The 19,711-nt window shown below is 74.8% G+C and carries 14 protein-coding genes and 1 pseudogene; 4 read left to right on the forward strand and 11 right to left on the reverse strand.

The annotated features are described in order from the left end of the window. Positions 1–397: 397 nt before the first annotated feature. From AC6I72_RS22950 to AC6I72_RS22965, 4 genes are all read right to left on the reverse strand, one after another. A complete protein-coding gene (locus AC6I72_RS22950) occupies positions 398–1,021 on the reverse strand; it encodes a GntR family transcriptional regulator (protein WP_037855842.1) in 624 nt (207 codons plus the stop codon). A 261-nt stretch (positions 1,022–1,282) separates the two neighbouring features. After that, entirely contained in the window at positions 1,283–3,082 is a 1,800-nt protein-coding gene (gene sucB / locus AC6I72_RS22955; protein ID WP_498003085.1) for a 2-oxoglutarate dehydrogenase, E2 component, dihydrolipoamide succinyltransferase, read from the reverse strand. 61 nt (positions 3,083–3,143) lie between these two features. Then, positions 3,144–4,532 carry a dihydrolipoyl dehydrogenase gene (gene lpdA / locus AC6I72_RS22960; protein WP_037855847.1) on the reverse strand — a complete coding sequence of 463 codons (1,389 nt, stop codon included), beginning with the start codon at positions 4,530–4,532 and terminating at the stop codon, positions 3,144–3,146. A 354-nt stretch (positions 4,533–4,886) separates the two neighbouring features. Continuing rightward, positions 4,887–6,413 (reverse strand): leucyl aminopeptidase, encoded by a 1,527-nt coding sequence (locus AC6I72_RS22965; protein ID WP_498003087.1) that lies wholly within the window; start codon positions 6,411–6,413, stop codon positions 4,887–4,889. Between the two features lie 300 nt (positions 6,414–6,713). Between AC6I72_RS22965 and AC6I72_RS22970 the strand changes: the two genes are divergently transcribed. Continuing rightward, positions 6,714–7,625 carry an endo alpha-1,4 polygalactosaminidase gene (locus tag AC6I72_RS22970; RefSeq protein ID WP_498003089.1) on the forward strand — a complete coding sequence of 304 codons (912 nt, stop codon included), beginning with the start codon at positions 6,714–6,716 and terminating at the stop codon, positions 7,623–7,625. Here AC6I72_RS22970 and AC6I72_RS22975 read toward each other — a convergent pair. Both AC6I72_RS22975 and AC6I72_RS22980 read right to left on the reverse strand, forming a co-directional pair. Further along, positions 7,585–8,400: an RDD family protein gene (locus AC6I72_RS22975; protein ID WP_498003090.1), complete on the reverse strand. Its 816-nt coding sequence runs from the start codon at positions 8,398–8,400 to the stop codon at positions 7,585–7,587. The genes AC6I72_RS22970 and AC6I72_RS22975 overlap by 41 nt on opposite strands. A 109-nt stretch (positions 8,401–8,509) precedes the next feature. Beyond that, positions 8,510–9,331, reverse strand: coding sequence for an adenosylcobinamide-GDP ribazoletransferase (locus AC6I72_RS22980; protein ID WP_498003091.1), 822 nt, complete (start codon positions 9,329–9,331; stop codon positions 8,510–8,512). Positions 9,332–9,516: 185 nt separating this feature from the next. On the opposite strand from AC6I72_RS22980, the pseudogene AC6I72_RS22985 reads away from it, so the two are divergent. Beyond that, a pseudogene (locus tag AC6I72_RS22985) lies at positions 9,517–10,260 on the forward strand (hypothetical protein); the annotation flags it as partial. A gap of 341 nt (positions 10,261–10,601) precedes the next feature. Here the strand turns inward: AC6I72_RS22985 and AC6I72_RS22990 are convergent. Together AC6I72_RS22990 and cobT are read right to left on the reverse strand one after the other, a co-directional pair. After that, positions 10,602–12,371: a phosphatidylglycerol lysyltransferase domain-containing protein gene (locus AC6I72_RS22990; protein WP_498003092.1), complete on the reverse strand. Its 1,770-nt coding sequence runs from the start codon at positions 12,369–12,371 to the stop codon at positions 10,602–10,604. A gap of 466 nt (positions 12,372–12,837) precedes the next feature. Beyond that, entirely contained in the window at positions 12,838–13,998 is a 1,161-nt protein-coding gene (gene cobT, locus AC6I72_RS22995; protein WP_498003093.1) for a nicotinate-nucleotide--dimethylbenzimidazole phosphoribosyltransferase, read from the reverse strand. Positions 13,999–14,274: 276 nt separating this feature from the next. Here cobT and AC6I72_RS23000 point away from each other — a divergent pair, with 276 nt between their 5' ends. Then, on the forward strand, positions 14,275–15,366 hold the full coding sequence (locus tag AC6I72_RS23000) for a class I SAM-dependent methyltransferase (protein ID WP_498003094.1): 1,092 nt from the start codon (positions 14,275–14,277) through the stop codon (positions 15,364–15,366). 22 nt (positions 15,367–15,388) lie between these two features. Here the strand turns inward: AC6I72_RS23000 and AC6I72_RS23005 are convergent, their stop codons facing one another. Beyond that, positions 15,389–16,600 carry a bifunctional adenosylcobinamide kinase/adenosylcobinamide-phosphate guanylyltransferase gene (locus AC6I72_RS23005; protein WP_498003096.1) on the reverse strand — a complete coding sequence of 404 codons (1,212 nt, stop codon included), beginning with the start codon at positions 16,598–16,600 and terminating at the stop codon, positions 15,389–15,391. Positions 16,601–16,752: 152 nt separating this feature from the next. On the opposite strand from AC6I72_RS23005, the gene AC6I72_RS23010 reads away from it, so the two are divergent. After that, complete coding sequence (locus AC6I72_RS23010) at positions 16,753–16,971, forward strand: hypothetical protein (RefSeq protein WP_360963209.1); 219 nt, start codon at positions 16,753–16,755, stop codon at positions 16,969–16,971. Between the two features lie 384 nt (positions 16,972–17,355). On the opposite strand, the gene AC6I72_RS23015 is transcribed toward AC6I72_RS23010, so the two are convergent. Both AC6I72_RS23015 and AC6I72_RS23020 read right to left on the reverse strand, forming a co-directional pair. Further along, positions 17,356–18,384, reverse strand: coding sequence for a S1C family serine protease (locus AC6I72_RS23015; protein ID WP_498003097.1), 1,029 nt, complete (start codon positions 18,382–18,384; stop codon positions 17,356–17,358). A 595-nt stretch (positions 18,385–18,979) separates the two neighbouring features. After that, complete coding sequence (locus tag AC6I72_RS23020; protein ID WP_498003098.1) at positions 18,980–19,681, reverse strand: methyltransferase domain-containing protein; 702 nt, start codon at positions 19,679–19,681, stop codon at positions 18,980–18,982. Positions 19,682–19,711 lie beyond the last annotated feature (30 nt).

The following is a 19,711-nucleotide window of genomic DNA, read 5'->3' on the forward strand; positions in this document are numbered from 1 at the left end:
GCCGCCTTCCTCAGTCGAAGGGGGTTCCCTCATCTGCAAGGGTTCGGGGGTGCCCTAGGTCTTTGGCAGGACAGGGCTGGAGGGGCTCTGGTAGAAGCCCGTCGCCGACTGTAACTCCCTGATCGATGATCGATCAAAGGGTTGAGGGTGAAAACCTCTTGATTCCGAGAAAGTCGGCACCCGGTGCCTTTCGAACAGGCACGCGGTGCCGTGTTTTCGAAGCGTTTTCGCAGGTGAGCGGCGGAGTGCTCGACTGCTCGGGCGGGGGAGCCGGCGGCTCAGGGACGCGGCATGCGGCCCGGGGACCCGGTGTCACGGACGCGGCGCGCAGGCCGGGAGGCGGTCCGCAGGCCGGGACGCGGTGTCGCGGACGCGGCGGGCAGCCCAAGGACGTGCGTCACGGACGCGGCGCGCAGCCCAGGACGTGCGCCTTCACCAGCTCCGCGATGCGCGCGTCACGCCTGCGGAACGCCTGCACCAGCTCCTCGTGCTCCTCCGCGTACGACTGCTGGACGGTGCCCAGCCAGCGGATCGACAGCGCCGTGAACACCTCGATGCCCAGGCCCTCCCAGGTGTGCAGCAGCACCGAGTTGCCGGCCGCGCGCACCAGCTCCCGGTGGAAGCCCACCGTGTGCCGCACCTGCGCGGTGCCGTCGGCCCGCCGGTCGGCCTCGTACAGCGCGGACACGTGCGGCTCCAGGGCCGAGCAGTCCTCGGCCAGCCGCTCGGCCGCCAGCTCCGCCGCGATGGCTTCCAGACCGGCCCGGACGGGGTAGCTCTCCTCCAGGTCGGCGGCGCTCAGGTTGCGCACCCGCACGCCCTTGTTCGGGGCCGACTCGATCAGCCGCAGCGACTCCAGCTCGCGCAGCGCCTCCCGCACCGGGGTCTGGCTGACCTCCAGCTCGGTCGCGATCCGCCGCTCCACGATCCGCTCGCCCGGCTTCCAGCGCCCGCTGACGATCCCCTCCACGATGTGCTCGCGGATCTGCTCGCGCAGCGAGTGGACGACGGGCGCGGTCATGGAGGCTCCTTAAAGCGGGACCGGGCGGCGGCCCCCGGGGGCGTTGACGCTTAGACAATACGGCGGCCGGCGCGGGGCGGAAGGGCGCATACGGGCGCTTTCACGCAGGTGAGACGAGGCTTACACGCCGTGATGGCCAAGAAACGGCAAACGGCGGCGCCCCCGCCCGGAGTGCTCCGGACGGGGGCGCCGCACCCGCTCTTCCCGTGCAGGGACGAGGTCACAGACCGGTCCCGACGCCGTCGGGACCCTCGGCCCGGGTCACAGACCCAGCTCGACCTCGAACTCGCCCGCCTCCAGGATCGCCTTGACCGCAGTCAGGTAACGGGCCGCGTCGGCGCCGTCCACCAGGCGGTGGTCGTAGGAGAGGGTCAGGTAGGTCATGTCGCGGACGCCGATGACCGTGCCCTCCTCGGTCTCGATGACGGCCGGACGCTTGACCGTGGCACCGATGCCGAGGATCGCCACCTGGCCCGGCGGCACGATGATCGTGTCGAACAGCGCGCCGCGCGAACCGGTGTTGGAGATGGTGAAGGTCGCACCGGACAGCTCGTCCGGCGTGATCTTGCTCGCCCGGACCTTGCCCGCCAGCTCGGCCGTGGCCTTGGCGATGCCGGCGATGTTCAGGTCACCGGCGTGCTTGATGACCGGGGTCATCAGGCCCTTCTCGGAGTCCACCGCGATACCGACGTTCTCGGTGTCGAAGTAGGTGATGGTCCCCTCGGCCTCGTTGATCTTGGCGTTGATGGCCGGGTGGGCCTTCAGCGCCTGCGCGGCGGCCTTGACGAAGAACGGCATCGGGGAGAGCTTGACGCCCTCACGCGCGGCGAAGGAGTCCTTCGCCTTGGCCCGCAGCTTCATCAGCCGCGTCACGTCGACCTCGACCACCGAGGACAGCTGCGCCTGCTCGTGCAGGGCCTTGACCATGTTGTCGCCGATGACCTTGCGGATCCGCGGCATCTTCACGGTCTGGCCGCGCAGCGGGGAGGCCTCCAGGGCGGGGGCCTTCTTCGCGGCGGGCGCGGCAGCGGCGGCGGGGGCCGGGGCGGCCGGGGCCTTCGCGGCCTCGGCGGCGGCGAGGACGTCCTGCTTGCGGATGCGACCGCCGACGCCGGTGCCCTTGACGGAGCCCAGGTCGACGCCGTTCTCGGCGGCGAGCTTGCGCACCAGCGGGGTCACGTAGGCGCCCTCGTCGGTCGCCTGGGCGGCGGGAGCCGGAGCCGCGGGAGCGGCGGCCGGGGCCGGAGCCGGGGCGGCCGGAGCCTGCGGGGCCGGGGCCGGGGCCTGCGGAGCCGGGGCCGGAGCGGCCGGGGCCGCGGGGGCCGGGGCCGGGGCGGCGGCCGGGGCCGGGGCCGGGGTCTCGGCGGCGGGCGCCGGGGCCGGGGCGGCCGGGGCCGGGGCAGCGGCGGGAGCGGCACCCGGAGCGCCGATGACGGCGAGCTTGGCGCCGACCTCGGCGGTCTCGTCCTCGCCGACCACGATCTCCAGGAGCACACCGGAGGTGGGCGCCGGGATCTCGGTGTCGACCTTGTCCGTGGAGACCTCGAGCAGCGGCTCGTCGGCCTCGACGGAGTCGCCGACCGACTTCAGCCAGCGGGTCACGGTGCCCTCGGTGACGGACTCGCCCAGCGCGGGCAGGACCACGTCGGTGCCCTCGGCGGCACCGGCCGGGGCGGCCGGGGTCTCCGCGGCGGGGGCGGGCGCCTCGGCGGCGGGGGCCTCGGCGGCCGGAGCCGGCGCGGCCTCGGCGGCCGGAGCGGGGGCGGCGGCCGGGGCGGGGGCGGCCTCGGCGGCGGGCGCCGGAGCCGCGGCGGGTGCGCCGGAGCCGTCGTCGATGACGGCCAGCTCGGCGCCGACCTCCACCGTCTCGTCCTCGGCGACCTTGATGGAGGCCAGCACACCGGCGGCGGGCGAGGGGATCTCGGTGTCGACCTTGTCGGTCGAGACCTCGAGCAGCGGCTCGTCGGCCTCGACGCGCTCGCCCTCGGCCTTCAGCCAGCGGGTGACAGTGCCCTCGGTGACGCTCTCGCCGAGCGCCGGCAGGGTTACGGAAACCGACATGGTTTCGGTTGCTCCTTACGAAGTACGGAAGTCTGTGTCGTCGCGCCCGTTGACCGAAGGCTCAGTCGTGGGAGTGGAGGGGCTTGCCGGCCAGGGCCAGGTGGGCCTCGCCGAGCGCCTCGTTCTGCGTCGGGTGGGCGTGGATGAGCTGCGCGACCTCGGCCGGCAGCGCCTCCCAGTTGTAGATCAGCTGCGCTTCGCCGACCTGCTCGCCCATGCGGTCGCCGACCATGTGGACGCCGACCACGGCACCGTCCTTGACCTGGACGAGCTTGATCTCGCCCGCGGTCTTGAGGATCTTGCTCTTTCCGTTGCCCGCCAGGTTGTACTTCAGGGCGACGACCTTGTCCGCGCCGTAGATCTCCTTGGCCTTGGCCTCGGAGACACCGACGGAGGCGACCTCCGGGTGGCAGTACGTCACCCGGGGGACACCGTCGTAGTCGATCGGAACGGTCTTCAGACCGGCCAGGCGCTCCGCCACCAGGATGCCCTCCGCGAAGCCGACGTGCGCGAGCTGGAGGGTGGGGACCAGGTCGCCGACGGCCGAGACGGTCGGGACGTTGGTGCGCATGTACTCGTCGACGAGGACGTAACCGCGGTCCATCGCGATCCCGGCCTCCTCGTAGCCCAGGCCCTGGGAGACCGGGCCGCGGCCGATGGCGACGAGCAGGACCTCGGCCTCGAACTCCTTGCCGTCGGCGAGGGTGACCTTCACGCCGTCCTGGGTGTACTCGGCCTTCTCGAAGAACGTGCCGAGGTTGAACTTGATGCCCCGCTTGCGGAAGGCGCGCTCCAGCAGCTTGGAGCTGTTCTCGTCCTCGACCGGGACCAGGTGCTTGAGGCCCTCGACGATGGTGACGTCGGTGCCGAAGGACTTCCACGCGGAGGCGAACTCGACGCCGATCACGCCGCCGCCCAGGATGATCGCGGACTTCGGCACGCGGTCCAGGACGAGGGCGTGGTCGGAGGAGATGACGCGGTTGCCGTCGATGGTCAGGCCGGGCAGGGACTTCGGCACGGATCCGGTCGCCAGGAGGATGTGGCGGCCCTGGATCCGCTGACCGTTGACGTCGACGGAGGTCGGGGAGGACAGCCGGCCCTCGCCCTCGATGTAGGTCACCTTGCGGGAGGCGATGAGGCCCTGCAGACCCTTGTACAGGCCCGAGATGACCTCGTCCTTGTACTTGTGGACGGCGGGGACGTCGATGCCCTCGAAGGAGGCCTTGACACCGAACTGCTCGCTCTCGCGGGCCTGGTCGGCGATCTCGCCCGCGTGCAGCAGGGCCTTGGTGGGGATGCAACCCCGGTGCAGGCAGGTACCGCCGACCTTGTCCTTCTCGATCAGGGCGACGTCCAGGCCCAGCTGCGCCCCGCGCAGGGCCGCGGCGTAACCGCCGCTGCCACCGCCGAGGATCACTAGGTCGAAAACGGTGCTGGCGTCGTTCGCCACGTCACGTCCTCCATGCATGTGCGCCGTGCCGGTCGTCGCTGACCGGCGGGCGGCTTGTGTCCGGCCGCTCGTTCTTCGGCCCTTTGGGTGGGGGCCCTGTCCTGCCGTCGCCCATCTTCGCACTTGTCGGGGGTGAACGAGACGCGGGGCCGGGGTGTGAGACATCCCACCCGCCGTGGCCACCGCGACGGACCGCCGGAACCACGACGACGGACCGCCGGGACCACGACGACGGACCGCCGCGGCCGGCCGGCCGCGTGTCCGGGAGCCCGCCGGACGCCCCGGGAGCGCGCCGGGCGTGAAGCGGCCCCGGGTGCGTCGCGCACCCGGGGCCGCCCCGGTGGAGGAAGGGCCTCAGCCCAGGTCGCCCGCCGCCGTCAGCTCGGCGAGCCGGACGAGCGTGCGCACCGCGCTGCCCGTACCGCCCTTGGGCGTGTAACCGAAGGGACCCTGCTCGTTGAAGGCCGGACCCGCGATGTCCAGGTGGGCCCAGGTGATGCCGTCACCGATGAACTCGCGCAGGAACAGACCGGCCACCAGGCCGCCGCCCATCCGCTCGCCCATGTTGGCGATGTCGGCGGTGGGGGAGTCCATGCCCTTGCGCAGGTGCTCCGGCAGCGGCATCGGCCACGCCGCCTCGCCGACCTCCTCCGCGGCCTCGTGGATCGCGGAGCGGAACGCGTCGTCGTTCGCCATGACCCCGAAGGTGCGGGTGCCGAGCGCCAGCACCATCGCGCCGGTCAGGGTCGCGACGTCCACGATCGCGTCCGGCTTCTCCTGCGAGGCCGCCCACAGCGCGTCCGCGAGCACCAGCCGGCCCTCGGCGTCCGTGTTGAGCACCTCCACCGTCTTGCCGCTGAACATGCGCAGCACGTCACCGGGACGGGTGGCGGAACCGGAGGGCATGTTCTCGGCGAGCGCCAGCCAGCCGGTGACGTTGACCTCCAGGCCGAGGCGGGCGGCGGCGACGACGGCGGCGAACACGGCGGCGGCACCGCTCATGTCGCACTTCATCGTCTCGTTGTGACCGGCCGGCTTGAGGGAGATGCCGCCCGAGTCGTAGGTGATGCCCTTGCCGACCAGCGCCAGGTGCTTCTTCGCCTTCGGGCTGGTGTACGACAGCTTGACCAGACGCGGTGCCGCCGCCGAGCCGGCGCCGACGCCGAGGATGCCGCCGTAACCGCCCTTGGCGAGCGCCTTCTCGTCCAGCACCTGGATCTTCAGGCCGTGCGCCTTGGCCGCGTCCTGCGCCAGCGCCGCGAAGGCGGCCGGGGTGAGGTCGTTCGGCGGGGTGTTGATGAGGTCGCGGGCGCGGTTCAGCTCCTCGGACACCGCGGCGGCGCGCTCGATCGCCGCCTTGTACGCCTTGTCGCGGGGCTTGCCGCCGAGCAGCACGACGTCGGCCAGCGGCGCCTTGCCGCCCCGGCCCTTGGCGTCCTTGCCGTTCTCCTTGTACGCGTCGAAGGAGTACGCGCCGAGCAGCGCGCCCTCACCGACGGCACCGGCGTCCGCGGCGTCCGCGAGCGGCAGCGCGAACGCGGCCTTCTTCGCGCCGTTGAGGGCGCGGGCGGCCACACCGGCCGCCCGGCGCAGCGCCTCGGCGTCGAACCCGGCGTCCTTCTCGGGCTCCGCGCCCAGGCCCACCGCCAGCACGAGCGAGGCCTTGAAACCGGACGGCGCGGGCAGCTTCGTCACCTCGCCCTCGGCCCCGGAGGCACCGAGGGTCTCCAGGACGTCGGCGAGCTTGCCGTCGTAGCCGGCGTCGACGGCTTCGGCACCCGGTGCGACGACCGGGCCCTTGGCGCCCTTGGCGACACCGACGACGATCGCGTCGGCGCGCAGGCCGGGCGCCGCGGCGGTGCTGAGAGTGAGAGCAGTCACGGTGGTGATTTCTCGCTTCCCTGTGAAAGGTGGTTGGCCGAATGCGGGTGGGTCGACCGGGCCCCGCGACCGACCTTAAGGCCCTGTCGGACCCGACTCCTCCTGCGGTGCGGTCTTCACCCGGGCAGGCAAACACCCGGCACGAGCCTACGCGCGTCGGTGCGGCGATCCGTCGCGTGGGCGCCGTCCGGGGGTGGCGGGCCGTCGTCCGCCGCCCCGCGCCCCGGTGCCCCCGGGACCGCAGGGCACGGCAACTCCCCTGGCGGCGGGGCACGTCGGGGCATCGGAGATGATCGTCGGGTGCACACCCCCACAGTTCACCCCGCTCACCCCGCGGACCACCGCCCCGCCCGCCCCCCGGCCCGTCCGACAGGACGCCCGGCCCTCCTCGCCGTCCTGCTCCTGCTGCTGCTCACCGGATGCGCGGGGCGGGCGGGCGGTGACGGCGGCTCGGCCGAGGGCGGCTCCACGGGCCGCGCCACCGACTCCCCGGGCGCCGCCGCGAGTCCGGCGGGCCGCTGGCAGCCCCGCCCGGGCACCACGTGGCAGTGGCAGCTCAGCGGCCGGCTCGACACCTCCGTCGACGTGGCCGTCTACGACATCGACGGCTTCGACCACTCGAAGGAGACCGTCGCCGGGCTGCACCGCGCGGGCCGCAAGGTCATCTGCTACGTCTCCACCGGCGCCTGGGAGGACTTCCGGCCCGACGCGGACCGGTTCCCCGAGGCGGTGCTCGGCAAGGGCAACGGCTGGAAGGGCGAGCGCTGGCTCGACATCCGCCGCACCGACGTACTGGAACCCCTCATGGCCGCCCGCCTCGACATGTGCCGCGACAAGGGCTTCGACGCGGTGGAGCCCGACAACATGGACGGCTACAAGAACCGGACCGGCTTCCCGCTGACCGCCGCCGACCAGTTGCGCTACAACCGCCTCGTCGCCTCCCTCGCCCACGAGCGCGGCATGTCCGTCGGCCTGAAGAACGACCTGGGCCAGATCCCGCAGCTGGTGGGGGACTTCGACTTCGCGGTCGACGAACAGTGCGCGCAGTACGGCGAATGCGACGGCCTGAAGCCGTTCGTCGCGGCCGGCAAGGCGGTGTTCCACGTCGAGTACGAACTGCCCACCAGCCGCTTCTGTGCCCAGTCCCGCCGCCTGAAACTGAGTTCGCTGCTCAAGAAGTACGAGTTGGGGGCGTGGCGCCAGGCGTGCTGAAGCCGGGGCCGCCCGGCGGTGCGGGGAAACCCGGCCCGGCGGGCGGGGCGGAGAAGCCGGGACCGGCGGGCGGTGCGGGGAAGCCCGGCCCGGCGGGCGGCGACGGGAAACCCGGTCCGGGCGGCGGGGTGAAGTCCGGTCCGGCGGGCGGTGCGGGGAAGCCGGGTATCGGTGCGCCGGGGGCGCCCGCGTGGGCTGGTGCGCCGGGGGCGCGCAGCCACAGGCCGGTGACCGCCGTCCGCGCCACCCGGTCGGCCAGCGACCGCCGGGCGGGGAAGAGCACCGGCAGGGCGTTGACGAGGAAGAGCAGCACGGCCAGCGCCCACACCAGCACCGACAGCAGGAAGTGCCCCTCGATCAGCAGGACGCAGGCCACGGCGTAGACGGCGACGTCGGCCGCCGTGGTGACGGCGGCCCTGAGCGCGGCCGAACGGGCCCGCCGGGAGAGCGGGGAGAGCGGCGCGACCTTCAGGCCGAGCAGCGCCTTGCCCACCGTCCGCCCGGTCAGGGCGAGGCAGGCCCACTGGTAGAGGAAGGCGGCGAGCACGAGCAGCCCGAACGCCTGCTCCACGTACAGCACCGCCTTGTTCCACAGCGACAGCCCGAGGTGCTCGGAGCTGCCGATGACGTCACCGCGCGAACCGAGCAGGTCCAGGCCGCCGCGGGTGGCCAGTTCCGGTACGTCGGTGACGAGGAGGGAGATCCGGTGGAAGGTGAGTACGGCGAGCGCGGCGGCCGCGGCGACCACCAGCGCGAAGTCGATCAACCAGGCCATGGCACGGCGCAGCTTCGGCACAGACGTCCCCCGATCCCGCTCACTGTCTGTTCGGCCGTTCAGCCTACCGAGGGCGAACGGCGGGCCGAAGGGGTCGGCGGGAATCGTTTCAGCCCAGTGACAGAACGACCAGCGCACAGGTCGCCGCCGTCTCGGCGAGGCCGCCGAAGACGTCACCGGTCACTCCGCCGAAGCGGCGCGTGCAGTGGCGCAGCAGGAGTTCGGCGGCGGCGAGGGAGGCGAGCACGGCGCCCGCGGACAGGAGGGCGGTGCCCGTCCCGAGAGCCGCGCCGGCCGCGCCCGCCGCCAGCGTGACGGCGAGCGCCGCGGCGAGCGCGCCGGGCACCGGCACCACTCCGGCGACGGCCGCCCCCAGGCCCTCCGGTCGCGCGGCGGGCACCCCGGCACGCGCGGCCAGGGTCAGCGCCAGCCGGGCGGCGGTCGCCGCGACGACGGCCGCCAGGGCGCCCCGGGCCCACGAGTCGGCGTAGGCCTGCGCCAGGGCGGCCACCTGGGCCAGCAGCACGAACAGCAGGGTGATGACGCCGAAGGGGCCGATGTCCGACTGCTTCATGATGCGCAGCGCGTCCTCGGCGGGTTTGCCGCTGCCGAGTCCGTCGGCGGTGTCCGCGAGCCCGTCCAGGTGCAGACCGCGGGTCAGCGCGGCGGGCACGGCGGCGGTGGCGACGGCGGCGAGCAGCGGTGCGGCGCCGAGGAGCAGCAGCAGCAGACCCACGGCGGCCGCCACGAGACCGGTCACGAGTCCGGCGAGCGGGGCGCACAGCATCCCGCCGCGGGCCGCCCGGCGGTCCCAGCGGATCACCCGCACCGGCAGCACGGTCAACGTGCCGAAGGCGAACCGGAGCCCGTGCAGCACCGCCCCCGACGAGGACGGCGGCGACCCGGGAGAGGAGGGCGAGGACACGGACACGCAGGCAGCCTACGGGACGCCCACGCGCCCCCCGGCGGACGGGCGCCTCGCCTCGCGGCCGGGGCGGTCCGCCCTGCGCTCGGGCGTCTCGCGCGCCTCGCCTTGCGGTCGGACGGTGCTCCGGCGGACGGGCGGCGGCCGCCGGTGGAGGAGCGGCACCCCCGCGGGCGGGGCAGACTGCATACATGGGGCACTGGCTGTACCGCAACATCGTCGAACCCGGCAAACTGCCCCTGCTCCTCGCGCTGGGCGCGTTCGTCGTCACGTTCGTGGTCACCCGGGTCATCACCCGTCTGATCCGCGCCGGGAAGGGCCCCTTCGGGAACGTCAGAGCCGGTGGGCTGCACATCCACCACGTCGTCCCGGGCGTCGTCCTCACCGTCGTCGGCGGCTTCGGCGCGGTCGCCACCAGCAGCCGGCACGGCGTGGGCACGTCGGTCTTCGCGGTGATCTTCGGCGCGGGCGCGGGGCTCGTCCTGGACGAGTTCGCGCTCATCCTGCACCTGGACGACGTCTACTGGACGGAGGCGGGCCGCAAGAGCGTCGAGGTGGTGGTCCTCACGGCGGCCCTGGTCGGTCTGGTCCTCGCCGGCTTCTCCCCGTTCGGCGTCAACGACGTGACACCCGCCGAACTCCAGGACCGCGGCTCGGTCATCGCCGGCGTGGCCGTCAACTTCCTCTTCTCCCTGGTGGCCCTCAGCAAGGGCAAGCTGCGGCTGGCCGTCTTCGGCGCGATCGTGCCCTTCCTCGCCCTGGTCGCCGCCGTCCGTCTCGCCCGGCCCGGCTCGTACTGGGCCAGGCGCTTCTACCGCCACCGCCCGCGCGCACGGGCCCGCGCCGACCTGCGCGCCCACCGCCACGACCGCCGCTGGGCCGCACCCCGCCGCGCCCTGCAGGACTGGATCGGCGGCAAGCCGGACACCCGGCCGGGGGCCCTGGCGCAAGCGGCCCCGGGGGCGGGCTCGGGCGCGGGCACGCATGCGGGCAGGGGTGCGGCTTCGGGCACGGGCACGGCCTCGGGCAGGCGTACGGATCCGGGCAGGGGTACAGGTACGGATCCGGGTACCGCGTCCGGGAGGGGGACGGGTCCGGGCACCGGTACGGCCTCCGGCCCCGCGTCCGGACCGGGCCCGGAGGCGGACCCCGACCGGCGCACGTCCGAGTGACCGGGCACGGCAGACCGTTTTCGCCAGGCCGTGTCCGTAAGACCGTGTCCGGCAGAAGACCGTGTCCGGCAGACCGTGTCCGGCGGGGATGCGTCAGGTCTGCGTCAGGGCTGCCTCGCCGCCGTCCGCGTGGCGGGCAGGCCCGGGGCCGTGGGCCCCGCCGTCAGGAAACCCTCCGCGCGCGCCGCCGCGAGGCCGATGCGCGGCAGGTCCGCGCTCTTCTCGAAGAGCAGGAACCGCGGCTCCCAGACGGGCCGGTACTTGGCGTTGGCGCGGTACAGCGACTCGATCTGCCACCACCGGGAGAAGAAGCCGAGCAGCGAGCGCCACACCCGCAGCACCGGCCCGGCGCCGAGGCGCGAGCCGCGCTCGAAGACCGACCGGAACATCGCGAAGTTGAGCGAGACCTGGGTGACCCCGACCTCCCGGGCGCGGCGGAGGAGTTCGATGACCATGAACTCCATGAGCCCGTTCTCGGCGCCCCGGTCGCGGCGCATGAGGTCGAGGGAGAGGCCGCGGGGTCCCCAGGGCACGAAGGAGAGCAGGGCCCGCAGCTCGCCGTGCGCGTCGTGGCACTCCAGCATCACGCACCGCCCGTCCCGCGGGTCGCCGAGCCGGCCCAGCGCCATGCTGAACCCGCGCTCGGTGGGCCCGTCCCGCCAGTCCTCCGCCCGGCGCACCAGGGACGCCATCTCGCCCGGGGGAATGTCCTCGTGCCGCCGGACGCGCACCGTGTACCCGGCCCGCCGCACCCGGTTGCAGGCCTGCCGCACGGTCCGCATGGCCCGGCCCTCCAAGGTGAACTCGGCGACCTCCACCACGGCCTCGTCACCCAGCTCCAGGGCGTCGAGCCCGTGGCGCGCGTACACCGTGCCGGCCTCCTCGCTCGCGCCCATCACGGCCGGGATCCAGCCGTGCGCCCGCGCCTCGGCCAGCCACGGCCCGATGGCGCCGGACCACGCCTCCGGGTCGCCCAGCGGGTCCCCGGACGCCAGCGACACCCCGCCCACCACCCGGTAGGCGACGGCGGCCTTCCCGGTCGGCGACCAGACGACGCTCTTCTCGCGGCGCAGCGCGAAGTAGCCGAGCGAGTCCCGCTCGCCGTGCCGGTCCAGCAGCTCGCGCAGCCGCTTCTCGTCGTCCGCGCCGAGCGGGTCGACGGCGCGCCGGGAACGGAAGGCGGCGTACAGGACGACGAGCACGAGCGCCGTGGACATGACGTTGATGGCGACGTTCGCCCAGTTGGGGGTGGCGATGCCCGGGAAACGGGCCTCCGGCGCGGCGACCGAGACCAGCCGCAGCGTGCCGTAGTGCCAGCGTTCGAGGTACGTCGAACGGGCCGCGTCCGGCGCCTGGTTGGTCACCGTCACCAGCAGGGCGGCCAGGAGCGAGGCGGCCGGAAGCCCGGCCGCGGCGACGCCGGCGGCCAGCCGGGGGTTGGCGCGGTCGCCCTTGGCGTAGAACTCGCGCCGCCCGAGCAGCAGGGCGGCCACGAAGGCGGCGGTGAGGACCAGGGAGATCCAGTTCTGCGCGGAGCGGCGGATCTCGGGGAGCGACAGCGCGAACCCGAACAGCACCAGGAACGGCCCGCTCAGCCCGAGGTTCAGGATCCAGGCGGCCCGCTTGCGCCGCCGCATGGTGACGGCAAGGAAGGCGGCGAACACGCCGGAGGCGAAGCCGGCGGTGAGCAGGTACGGGGTGAACAGGTTCTGCTGGTTGTGCCGGCGTACGTCCTGGCCAAGGGAGACCCACACCGCGCTGAGGAAGTTGACGAAGGCGACGGCCCGCAGATACCAGACGGCCCAGGCGGCGGCCCGCCGCGAGACCGCTGCACCGGGCTGAGGGCGAACAGGTGCGACTCGGGCATCTCCCATGAAAGCTGATCATATGGGCGCACGCGTGGCAGGGGGCGGCACGGACGCGCGTCGCGCCGCACCGCCCCGCGCGGGCCCCGGACCCCCGGACGCCCTGGTCTCCGTGGCCGGTGACCCCGGCCTCGGCATCACTCCGTCCCGGCCTCCGTGGCCCTTGATCACGGGCCCGGCATGACTCCGTCCCGGCCCTCCATGTCCTGTGACCCAGCCTCGGCATCGCTCTGGATCCCGTGGCCCGTCGCCACATGCCCGGCGTCACGCCGTCCTGGATCCCGTGGCCCGGGTCACAGGACCGGCGTCACACGACGCGGCGACCACCGCCCTCGGCGACGCCCTCGCGTTCGCCGAGCGGCGGGCGCCACGCGTGCCGCAGAGGCGTCACTCCGTCCCGGACCTCACGGCCCGTGGTCACAGGACCGGCGTCACTCCGTCCCGGACCTCACGGCCCGTGGTCACAGGGCCGGCCTCACTCCGTCCCGGACTCCGCCTTCTCGCCCGCCGGGCTCCCGGCCCGGTCCGCCGGGCCCTCGGTGCCGTCGACTCGGCCCCCGGTCCCGTCCACCCGGCTCTCGGGCTCGTCCGCCGGGCCCTCGGGCAGCTCGGCCGCCAGGGCCGCCGCTGCCTGGACCAGCGGAAGCGCCAGCAGCGCCCCCGCGCCCTCCCCGACGCGCACCCCGTGCTCCAGCAGCGGCTCCAGCGCCATCCGGTCCAGCGCCTTCGCCTGCCCCGGCTCACCGCTGCTGTGCCCCGCCAGCCACCAGTCCGGCGCCCGGAACGCCACCCGCTGCGCCACCAGCGCGCACGCCGCCGAGACGACCCCGTCCAGGATCACCGGCAGCTTGCGCACCGCGCACTGGAGCAGGAAGCCCGTCATCGCGGCCAGGTCGGCCCCGCCGACCGTCGCCAGCAGCGCCAGCTGGTCGCCGAGCACCGGACGCGCCCGGCGCAGCGCGTCCCGGATCGCGGCGCACTTGCGCATCCACGCCAGGTCGTCGATCGCCTCGCCGCCCCGGCCGGTCACCACCGACGCGTCCGTCCCGCACAGCGCCGCGATCAGCACGGCCGCCGGGGTCGTCCCGCCCACGCTGATGTCACCGAGCACCACGAGGTCCGTGCCGGAGTCGGCCTCCTCGTCGGCCACCGCCACCCCGGCCCGGAACGCGGCCTCGGCCTCCTCCGGGGTCAGCGCGTCCTCGATGTCGATGCGTCCGCTGCCGCGCCGCACCCGGTGCCGTACGACGTCCTCGGGCAGCGTCTCGGGCGCGCAGTCCAGGGCCATGTCCACCACCCGCACCGGCACACCGTGCCGCCGGGCCAGCACCGACACGGGCCGGCCGCCCTCCAGGACCGCCCGCACCAGCTGCTCGGCACCGCCCGCGGGACGGACCGACACACCGAGTCCGGCGACCCCGTGGTCACCGGCGAAGAGGACGACCCGCGGCCGCTCGACCGGCCGCACCGGCACGGAGCCCTGCGCCGCGGCCAGCCACTCACCCAGGTCGTCGAGGCGGCCCAGCGCACCGGGCGGCACGATCTGGCGCTCCCTGCGCGCCTCGGCGTCACGGCGCACTCCGCCGTCGGGGCGCTCGATCAGATCGGTGAAGTCGTCGAGATTCAGCGAGCTCATTCGCCGAACAGTACCGGCCCCGGTCGAACAGGACGGAGCCACGTCCTCATGTCGACCCACCGCCCCCACGGCACGCCGCGGCACCGCTGCCCCGGCGGTCCGCCTCCCCCCGGTTCCGCCTGCGCGGCGCACCCGTACGGCGTCTTCCCGCCCGGGACATGGATCCCATACGTTCCCTTTGCACCTTTACGGGGAATTGTCGACAGCGGCCGGCCGGACCAGCCGGCCGCCCGGCGGCTCCCCGCCGTACGCCCTCTCGCCCACCGGGAGCCGCCCATGCCGCCCCTGCCGTACGCCCCGCGGGTCTACGACCCGCGCCGCATCGGCTACGCCGCCGAACTGGCCCAGGGCACCGACCGGTTCCACGAACCGCGCCGCGAGGACTGCCCCTGGTGCGGGTCGGCCCGGCTGCGCACCCGGCTGCGCGCGCCCGACCTGCTCCAGCGCAAGCCGGGCCGGTTCACGCTCGACCAGTGCCGGGACTGCGGACACGCCTTCCAGAACCCCCGGCTCACCCCGGCGGGACTGGCCTTCTACCACCGGGACTTCGACGAGAGCGACCCGGGCGGCCTGCCCGACCCGGTGCTCGCCGCCCGCCGCAGCCACCGCAGGCACCGCTGGGACGCCCGTCTGATGCGTGAGGTGGGCGAGCCGGAGAGCTGGCTCGACGTCGGCACGGGCCACGCCCACTTCCCCGCCGCGGCCCAGGAGGTGTTCCCGTACACCTCCTTCGACGGACTCGACCCGACGCCCCGCGTCCAGGCCGCCCGCGCGGCCGGACGGATCGAGGAGGCCCACGTCGGACACCTCTCCGACCCGCGGATCGCCGAACGCCTGCGCGGCCGCTACGACGTGGTCAGCATGTTCCACCACCTCGCCCACGCCCCCGACCCCCGCGCGGAACTGCGCGGCGCGCTCACCGCGCTGCGCCCCGGCGGCCACCTCCTGATCGAACTGCCCGACCCGCGCAGCGCGTTCGCCCTGCTCCTCGGCAAGTGGTGGCTGCCGCACGGCCAACCACGCCACCTGCACCTGCCGCCCCTGCGCAACCTCCGCGCCGAGCTGGAGTCCGCGGGCTGCACGGTCCTCGTCACCGACCGGCGCACCCCGCACACACCGAACGACCTCTCGGCGGCCCTCGCCCTGGTCCTCGCCCGCGCCCTGCCGGCCCCCGACGCGCCCTGGCGCCGGACCCCGCCGACCGCGCCCCGGCGGGCCCTGCGCGCGGTCCTCGCCGCCGCGACCGGCCCCCTCGTCGACGTGGCCGCGCTGGTCGACCTCGTCCTCGCCCCGCTGCTGCGCCGTATTCCGGGCCTGTCGAACACCTACCGGGTCGTCGCCCGCCGCGACACGGCCCGGCCGCTGTGACCCGCCACCGGCGCCGGCGGCGTCACCCGCGCAGCGGCAGCGCCTGGCCCGCCACCACCAGCAGGACCTGTTCGCACTCGGCGGCGAAGGCCGCGTTCAGGCGGCCCAGTTGGTCGCGGTAGCGGCGGCCCGAGGCGGTGGCCGGGACGATGCCCGAGCCGACCTCGTTGGAGACGGCGACCACGGTCCGGCGGGCGGCGCGCACGGCCGACGTCAGCGCGGCCGTACGCTCCCGCAGCGACCGTTCCCCGCCGGCCGCCCACTCGTCGTCGTCCCAGGCGCCGACCGCGTCCATCGCGTCCGTCAGCCACAGGGACAGGCAGTCGATCAGCAGGGGCGGCCCGTCCTGTGCGAGCAGCGGCACGAGGTCGCAGGTCTCGGCCGTGCGCCACGAGCCCGGCCGCCGATCGCGGTGCGCGGCGACCCGCGCCGTCCACTCGCTGTCTCCGCCCCGGGTGCCGCCGGTGGCCACGTACAGCACCTCGGGAAAGGCCTCCAGCCGCCGCTCGGCCTCCACCGACTTGCCCGACCGCGCGCCGCCCAGCACCAGCGTGCGCCGGGGCACGTCGGGCACGGCCGCCATGTTCTCGTACGCCCCGATGGCCAGCGTGGTGCCGTCCGGCACGGCCCGTGCCCCCGCCGCCGCCAGCCGCCGCGACAGCTCCGCACCGGGCGGCACGTCGTGGTCGAGGTGGACGGCGACGACGTCCGTCGCCCGGCCCACCGCTCCGACCGCCCGCAGCTTCGCCAGCGCGTCCGGCCGCCCCACCACGTCGAGGAGGACCATGTCGTACGTCTGGACCGACCCCTCCTCCAGACCGGCCGGTGCGCCGCCCGGCGGCAGGTACAGCAGCCGCTTGCCGTCCGGCCCGGTCACCGCGTACCCCGTGCCCGGCGCGTCCAGCGCCACCGCCCGCACCCGGTGCCCGGTCAGCAGGGCCAGTTCCCGCCCGTCGGGCACCCGGCCGGGCTGCGGCAGCCCGGCGGGCACCTCCACGGCGGGTCCGTCGTGCGGATGGGACATCAGCACCTGCGCCACCTGCCCCAGCGACTGTCCGGCCCGGGCGGCGGCGAACGCCACCCCGGGCGTCAGGTCCAGCAGCAGCGCCCCGTCCACGAGCAGCGCCGTCGCCGCGCGGGCCTGCGCGCCGAGGGCCGTCGCGCAGGCCGCGCAGGGGCAGTGGGGGCGGGGAAGCCCCTCGGGGGCACCGGTGCCGAGCAGAGTCACGTCCACGGACCCGATTTTCCAGTGTCGCCGCAGGTCTCGCGCATCCGGCTAGGCTGCGGGCAGCAGCCGGGCCATGATCCGCGTGGGGCGGCTCCGGCTGGGCAGTGTGTGCAGTAGGTGCAATGCGTGCGGAGTGTGCTCACATCAGGGAGGCGTACATGGCGGCATGGACGTGGCGGTTCGAGACGGCCGACGGGGCGGAGGTCCAGCCCGCGGTGCAGCCGGAGGAGTTCACCACGCAGGGCGACGCCGAGTCCTGGATCGGTGAGAACTGGAAGGCCCTGGCCGACGGCGGCGCGGACCAGGTGCGGCTGTTCGAGGACGCCGCGGAGATCTACGGCCCGATGAGCCTGCACGCCGACCAGGCCCAGGCGTAGCACCACCCGGCCCACGGCCCGGCCCGCCGCCGGATCCGGCACCGGACCACGGTTCCGGTACGGCCGGCGGGGCCGGGCTTTCCGGTTCCGGTGCGGCCGGCGGGGCCCGGACCGCCGGCTCCGGCGACGGCCCGCGGGGCCCGGGCCTCCCGGTCACCGGACGGCCCGCGGGACCGGGGCTCCTCGGTTTCGCGCGGTCCGCAGGGCCGCCTCTCCGGTTTCGGCGCGATGCCGGCCTGTCGGCGGCGCCGGGCTCCGCGGTCGAGCCCGGCCGCCGGGGCCGGGTGCTGCGGTCGGCCCGGTCCGCGGCGCCCGGCTCCTCCGGTTCCTGCGCGGCGGGGGAGCGGCCACCGGCCGCCCTCGCCTCACCGCCGCCCGTGGTGCTCACTGCTCGCCGAGCGTCACGTCCACCGTCTTCTCCACGCCGTCGCGCGAGTACGTCACCTTCGTCCGCTGCCCCGGTCTGTCCGCGGCCAGCGCCTCCGACAGCGAGGTGATGTCGGTGATGCCGGTGCCGCCCACCCGCAGGACGATGTCCCCGGCCCGGATGCCCGCCCGGTCCGCCGCGCCGCCCGCCTTCACGTCGACGACCGCCACCCCGGCGGGCTGGTAGGAGGCGTCGACGACGGTGCGTCCGGTGATGCCGAGCGCGGCCCGTCCCGAGTCGACGACCCTGCCGTACTTCACGATCTGACCGGCGATCGTCTTCACCAGGGACGCCGGGATCGCGAAGCCGATGCCGGGCGCCGCGCTGCCCCCGAGCTGCGGGTCGGTGGCGGCCAGCGTCGGGATCCCGATGACCCGCCCGTCGAGGTTCACCAGCGCGCCCCCGCTGTTGCCGGGGTTGATCGCCGCGGAGGTCTGCACCATGTCGGCGATGGTCGCCCCGGTGCCGCCGCCGCTCTGCCCCTCGCTGACGGTCCGCCCGGTCGCCGACACGATTCCCTGGGTGACGCTCGACGACAGCCCCAGCGGGGAGCCCATGGCGAGCACGATCTGCCCGACGGCGACCTTGTCCGAGTCGCCGAAGGCGGCCGCCTTCAGCCCGTGCGGCACCTTGTCCAGCTTGACGACGGCGAGGTCCTGCTCCGGGTAGGCGGAGACGAGCGTCGCCGTGAGCGTCTCCTCGCTGCCCGCCGTGGTGACGTGGAACCGCTTCTCGTTCCCCACGACGTGCGCGTTGGTGACGATGTGCCCCTTGTCGTCGTAGACGACCCCCGAGCCGAGGTCGCGGCTCGCCTGGATCTGGACGACCGACGGCAGGACTTCCTTGATCACCCGCTGGTAGTCGCTCTGCAGGTCGTCCGCGGTCGCCGGGGCGGCCACCTGCCGCCCGCCCGACGGCGCCCGGGTCCCGGAGGCCGCCGCCTCCTCCTCGGGCGGCGCGGTGGACCCGCTGCACCCGGACAGCACGGCGGCGCAGCACACCAGCGCGGCGAGCGGCCCGGTCAGGCGACGGGACCGGACACCCGCACGGAGCTCCGGACGAGGACGGGGATGAGGACGAGAGCGAGCACGGGAGCGGGAACGAGTACGGGCCCGGGCGCGGCCGAAGGCACGGACACGGGCACAGGCACGGGAAACGTCCATGAGCCGAGTCTGTCGCCGCCCCGGGCGCCGGGCCCCCGGGACTCCGCCGTACGGGCGCCCCGCCCCCACCGGCGAGGGCGCGCCCCGCCCGCCCGCGGCCGGGCCAGGCGGAGACGGCCCGCGGCCCCTCGCAAGACGGCCCCCGCGACCGTGGCCCGGCGGTCGGCAGGGCGACAAGAACGCCGGCCGGCAGGACATACGGAGACGGCCGACAGGGCGGCGAGGCGGTAAGAAGGCGGCCGGCAGGGCCTGTACGAAGGCCGGGCGGCGGGCCACAGGAACGCGGTCGGCAGGGGGAGCCGACAGGAACGCGGCCGACAGAGTGACACGAAGGTCGCCGGAGGGCATACGGAGACGGCCCGCGGGGCGACCGGGGGCCGGCCCGTCCGCGGGCCGGCCGGAAGGCCGTCCGCGGGTGCTACCCGCGCACTCCGCACAGATGCAGCAGCGCCGCCACTCCGCGGTACGGGTCGGTCCGCCCGGCCCGCTCCTCGGTGTCCAGCAGCGCCGCCACGTCCGCCGGCGGTTCGGCGCCGTCCGCCGCCGTGTCCGTGAAGACCCGCACCCCGTACCAGGCGTGCAGCGGCGCCCCGATCCCGGCGAGGGTCGCGGTCAGGTCGGCGAGCCGGTCCGCCCGTACGTCCAGGCCCAGCCGGTTGCGGTACACCGTCGTGTCGAACGCGGCCAGTGCCGCCGTCCAGTCGCCGGACAGCCCCGGCCGCATCGCCAGCGCGTCGGCGTTGCGCACCAGCAGCGACAGCAGGCCGCCCGGTGCGAGCATCCGGGCCAGCCCGGCCAGCAGCGGGTCGGGCTCCTCGACGTACATCAGCACGCCGTGGCACAGCACGACGTCGAAGCTGCCCGGCAGGAAGTGGACGCCGGTGTCCTGCCCGTCGCCCTCGACGATCCGCATCCGCGCCCGGATACCCTCGGGCTCGGCGGCCAGCGACCGGCGGGCCACGGAGATCATCTTCTGGTCGCGCTCCAGACCGGTGACCTGGTGCCCGGCCCGGGCCAGCCGCAGTGCCTGCGTGCCCTGCCCCATCCCGACGTCGAGCACCCGCAGCCGCTGCCCGACGGGAAAGCGCCCGGCTATCTGCTCGTCGAGCTGCCGGGCCACCAGTTCCTGCCGTACGACATCACGCAGTCC

The organism is Streptomyces sp. Xyl84 (assembly GCF_059731885.1).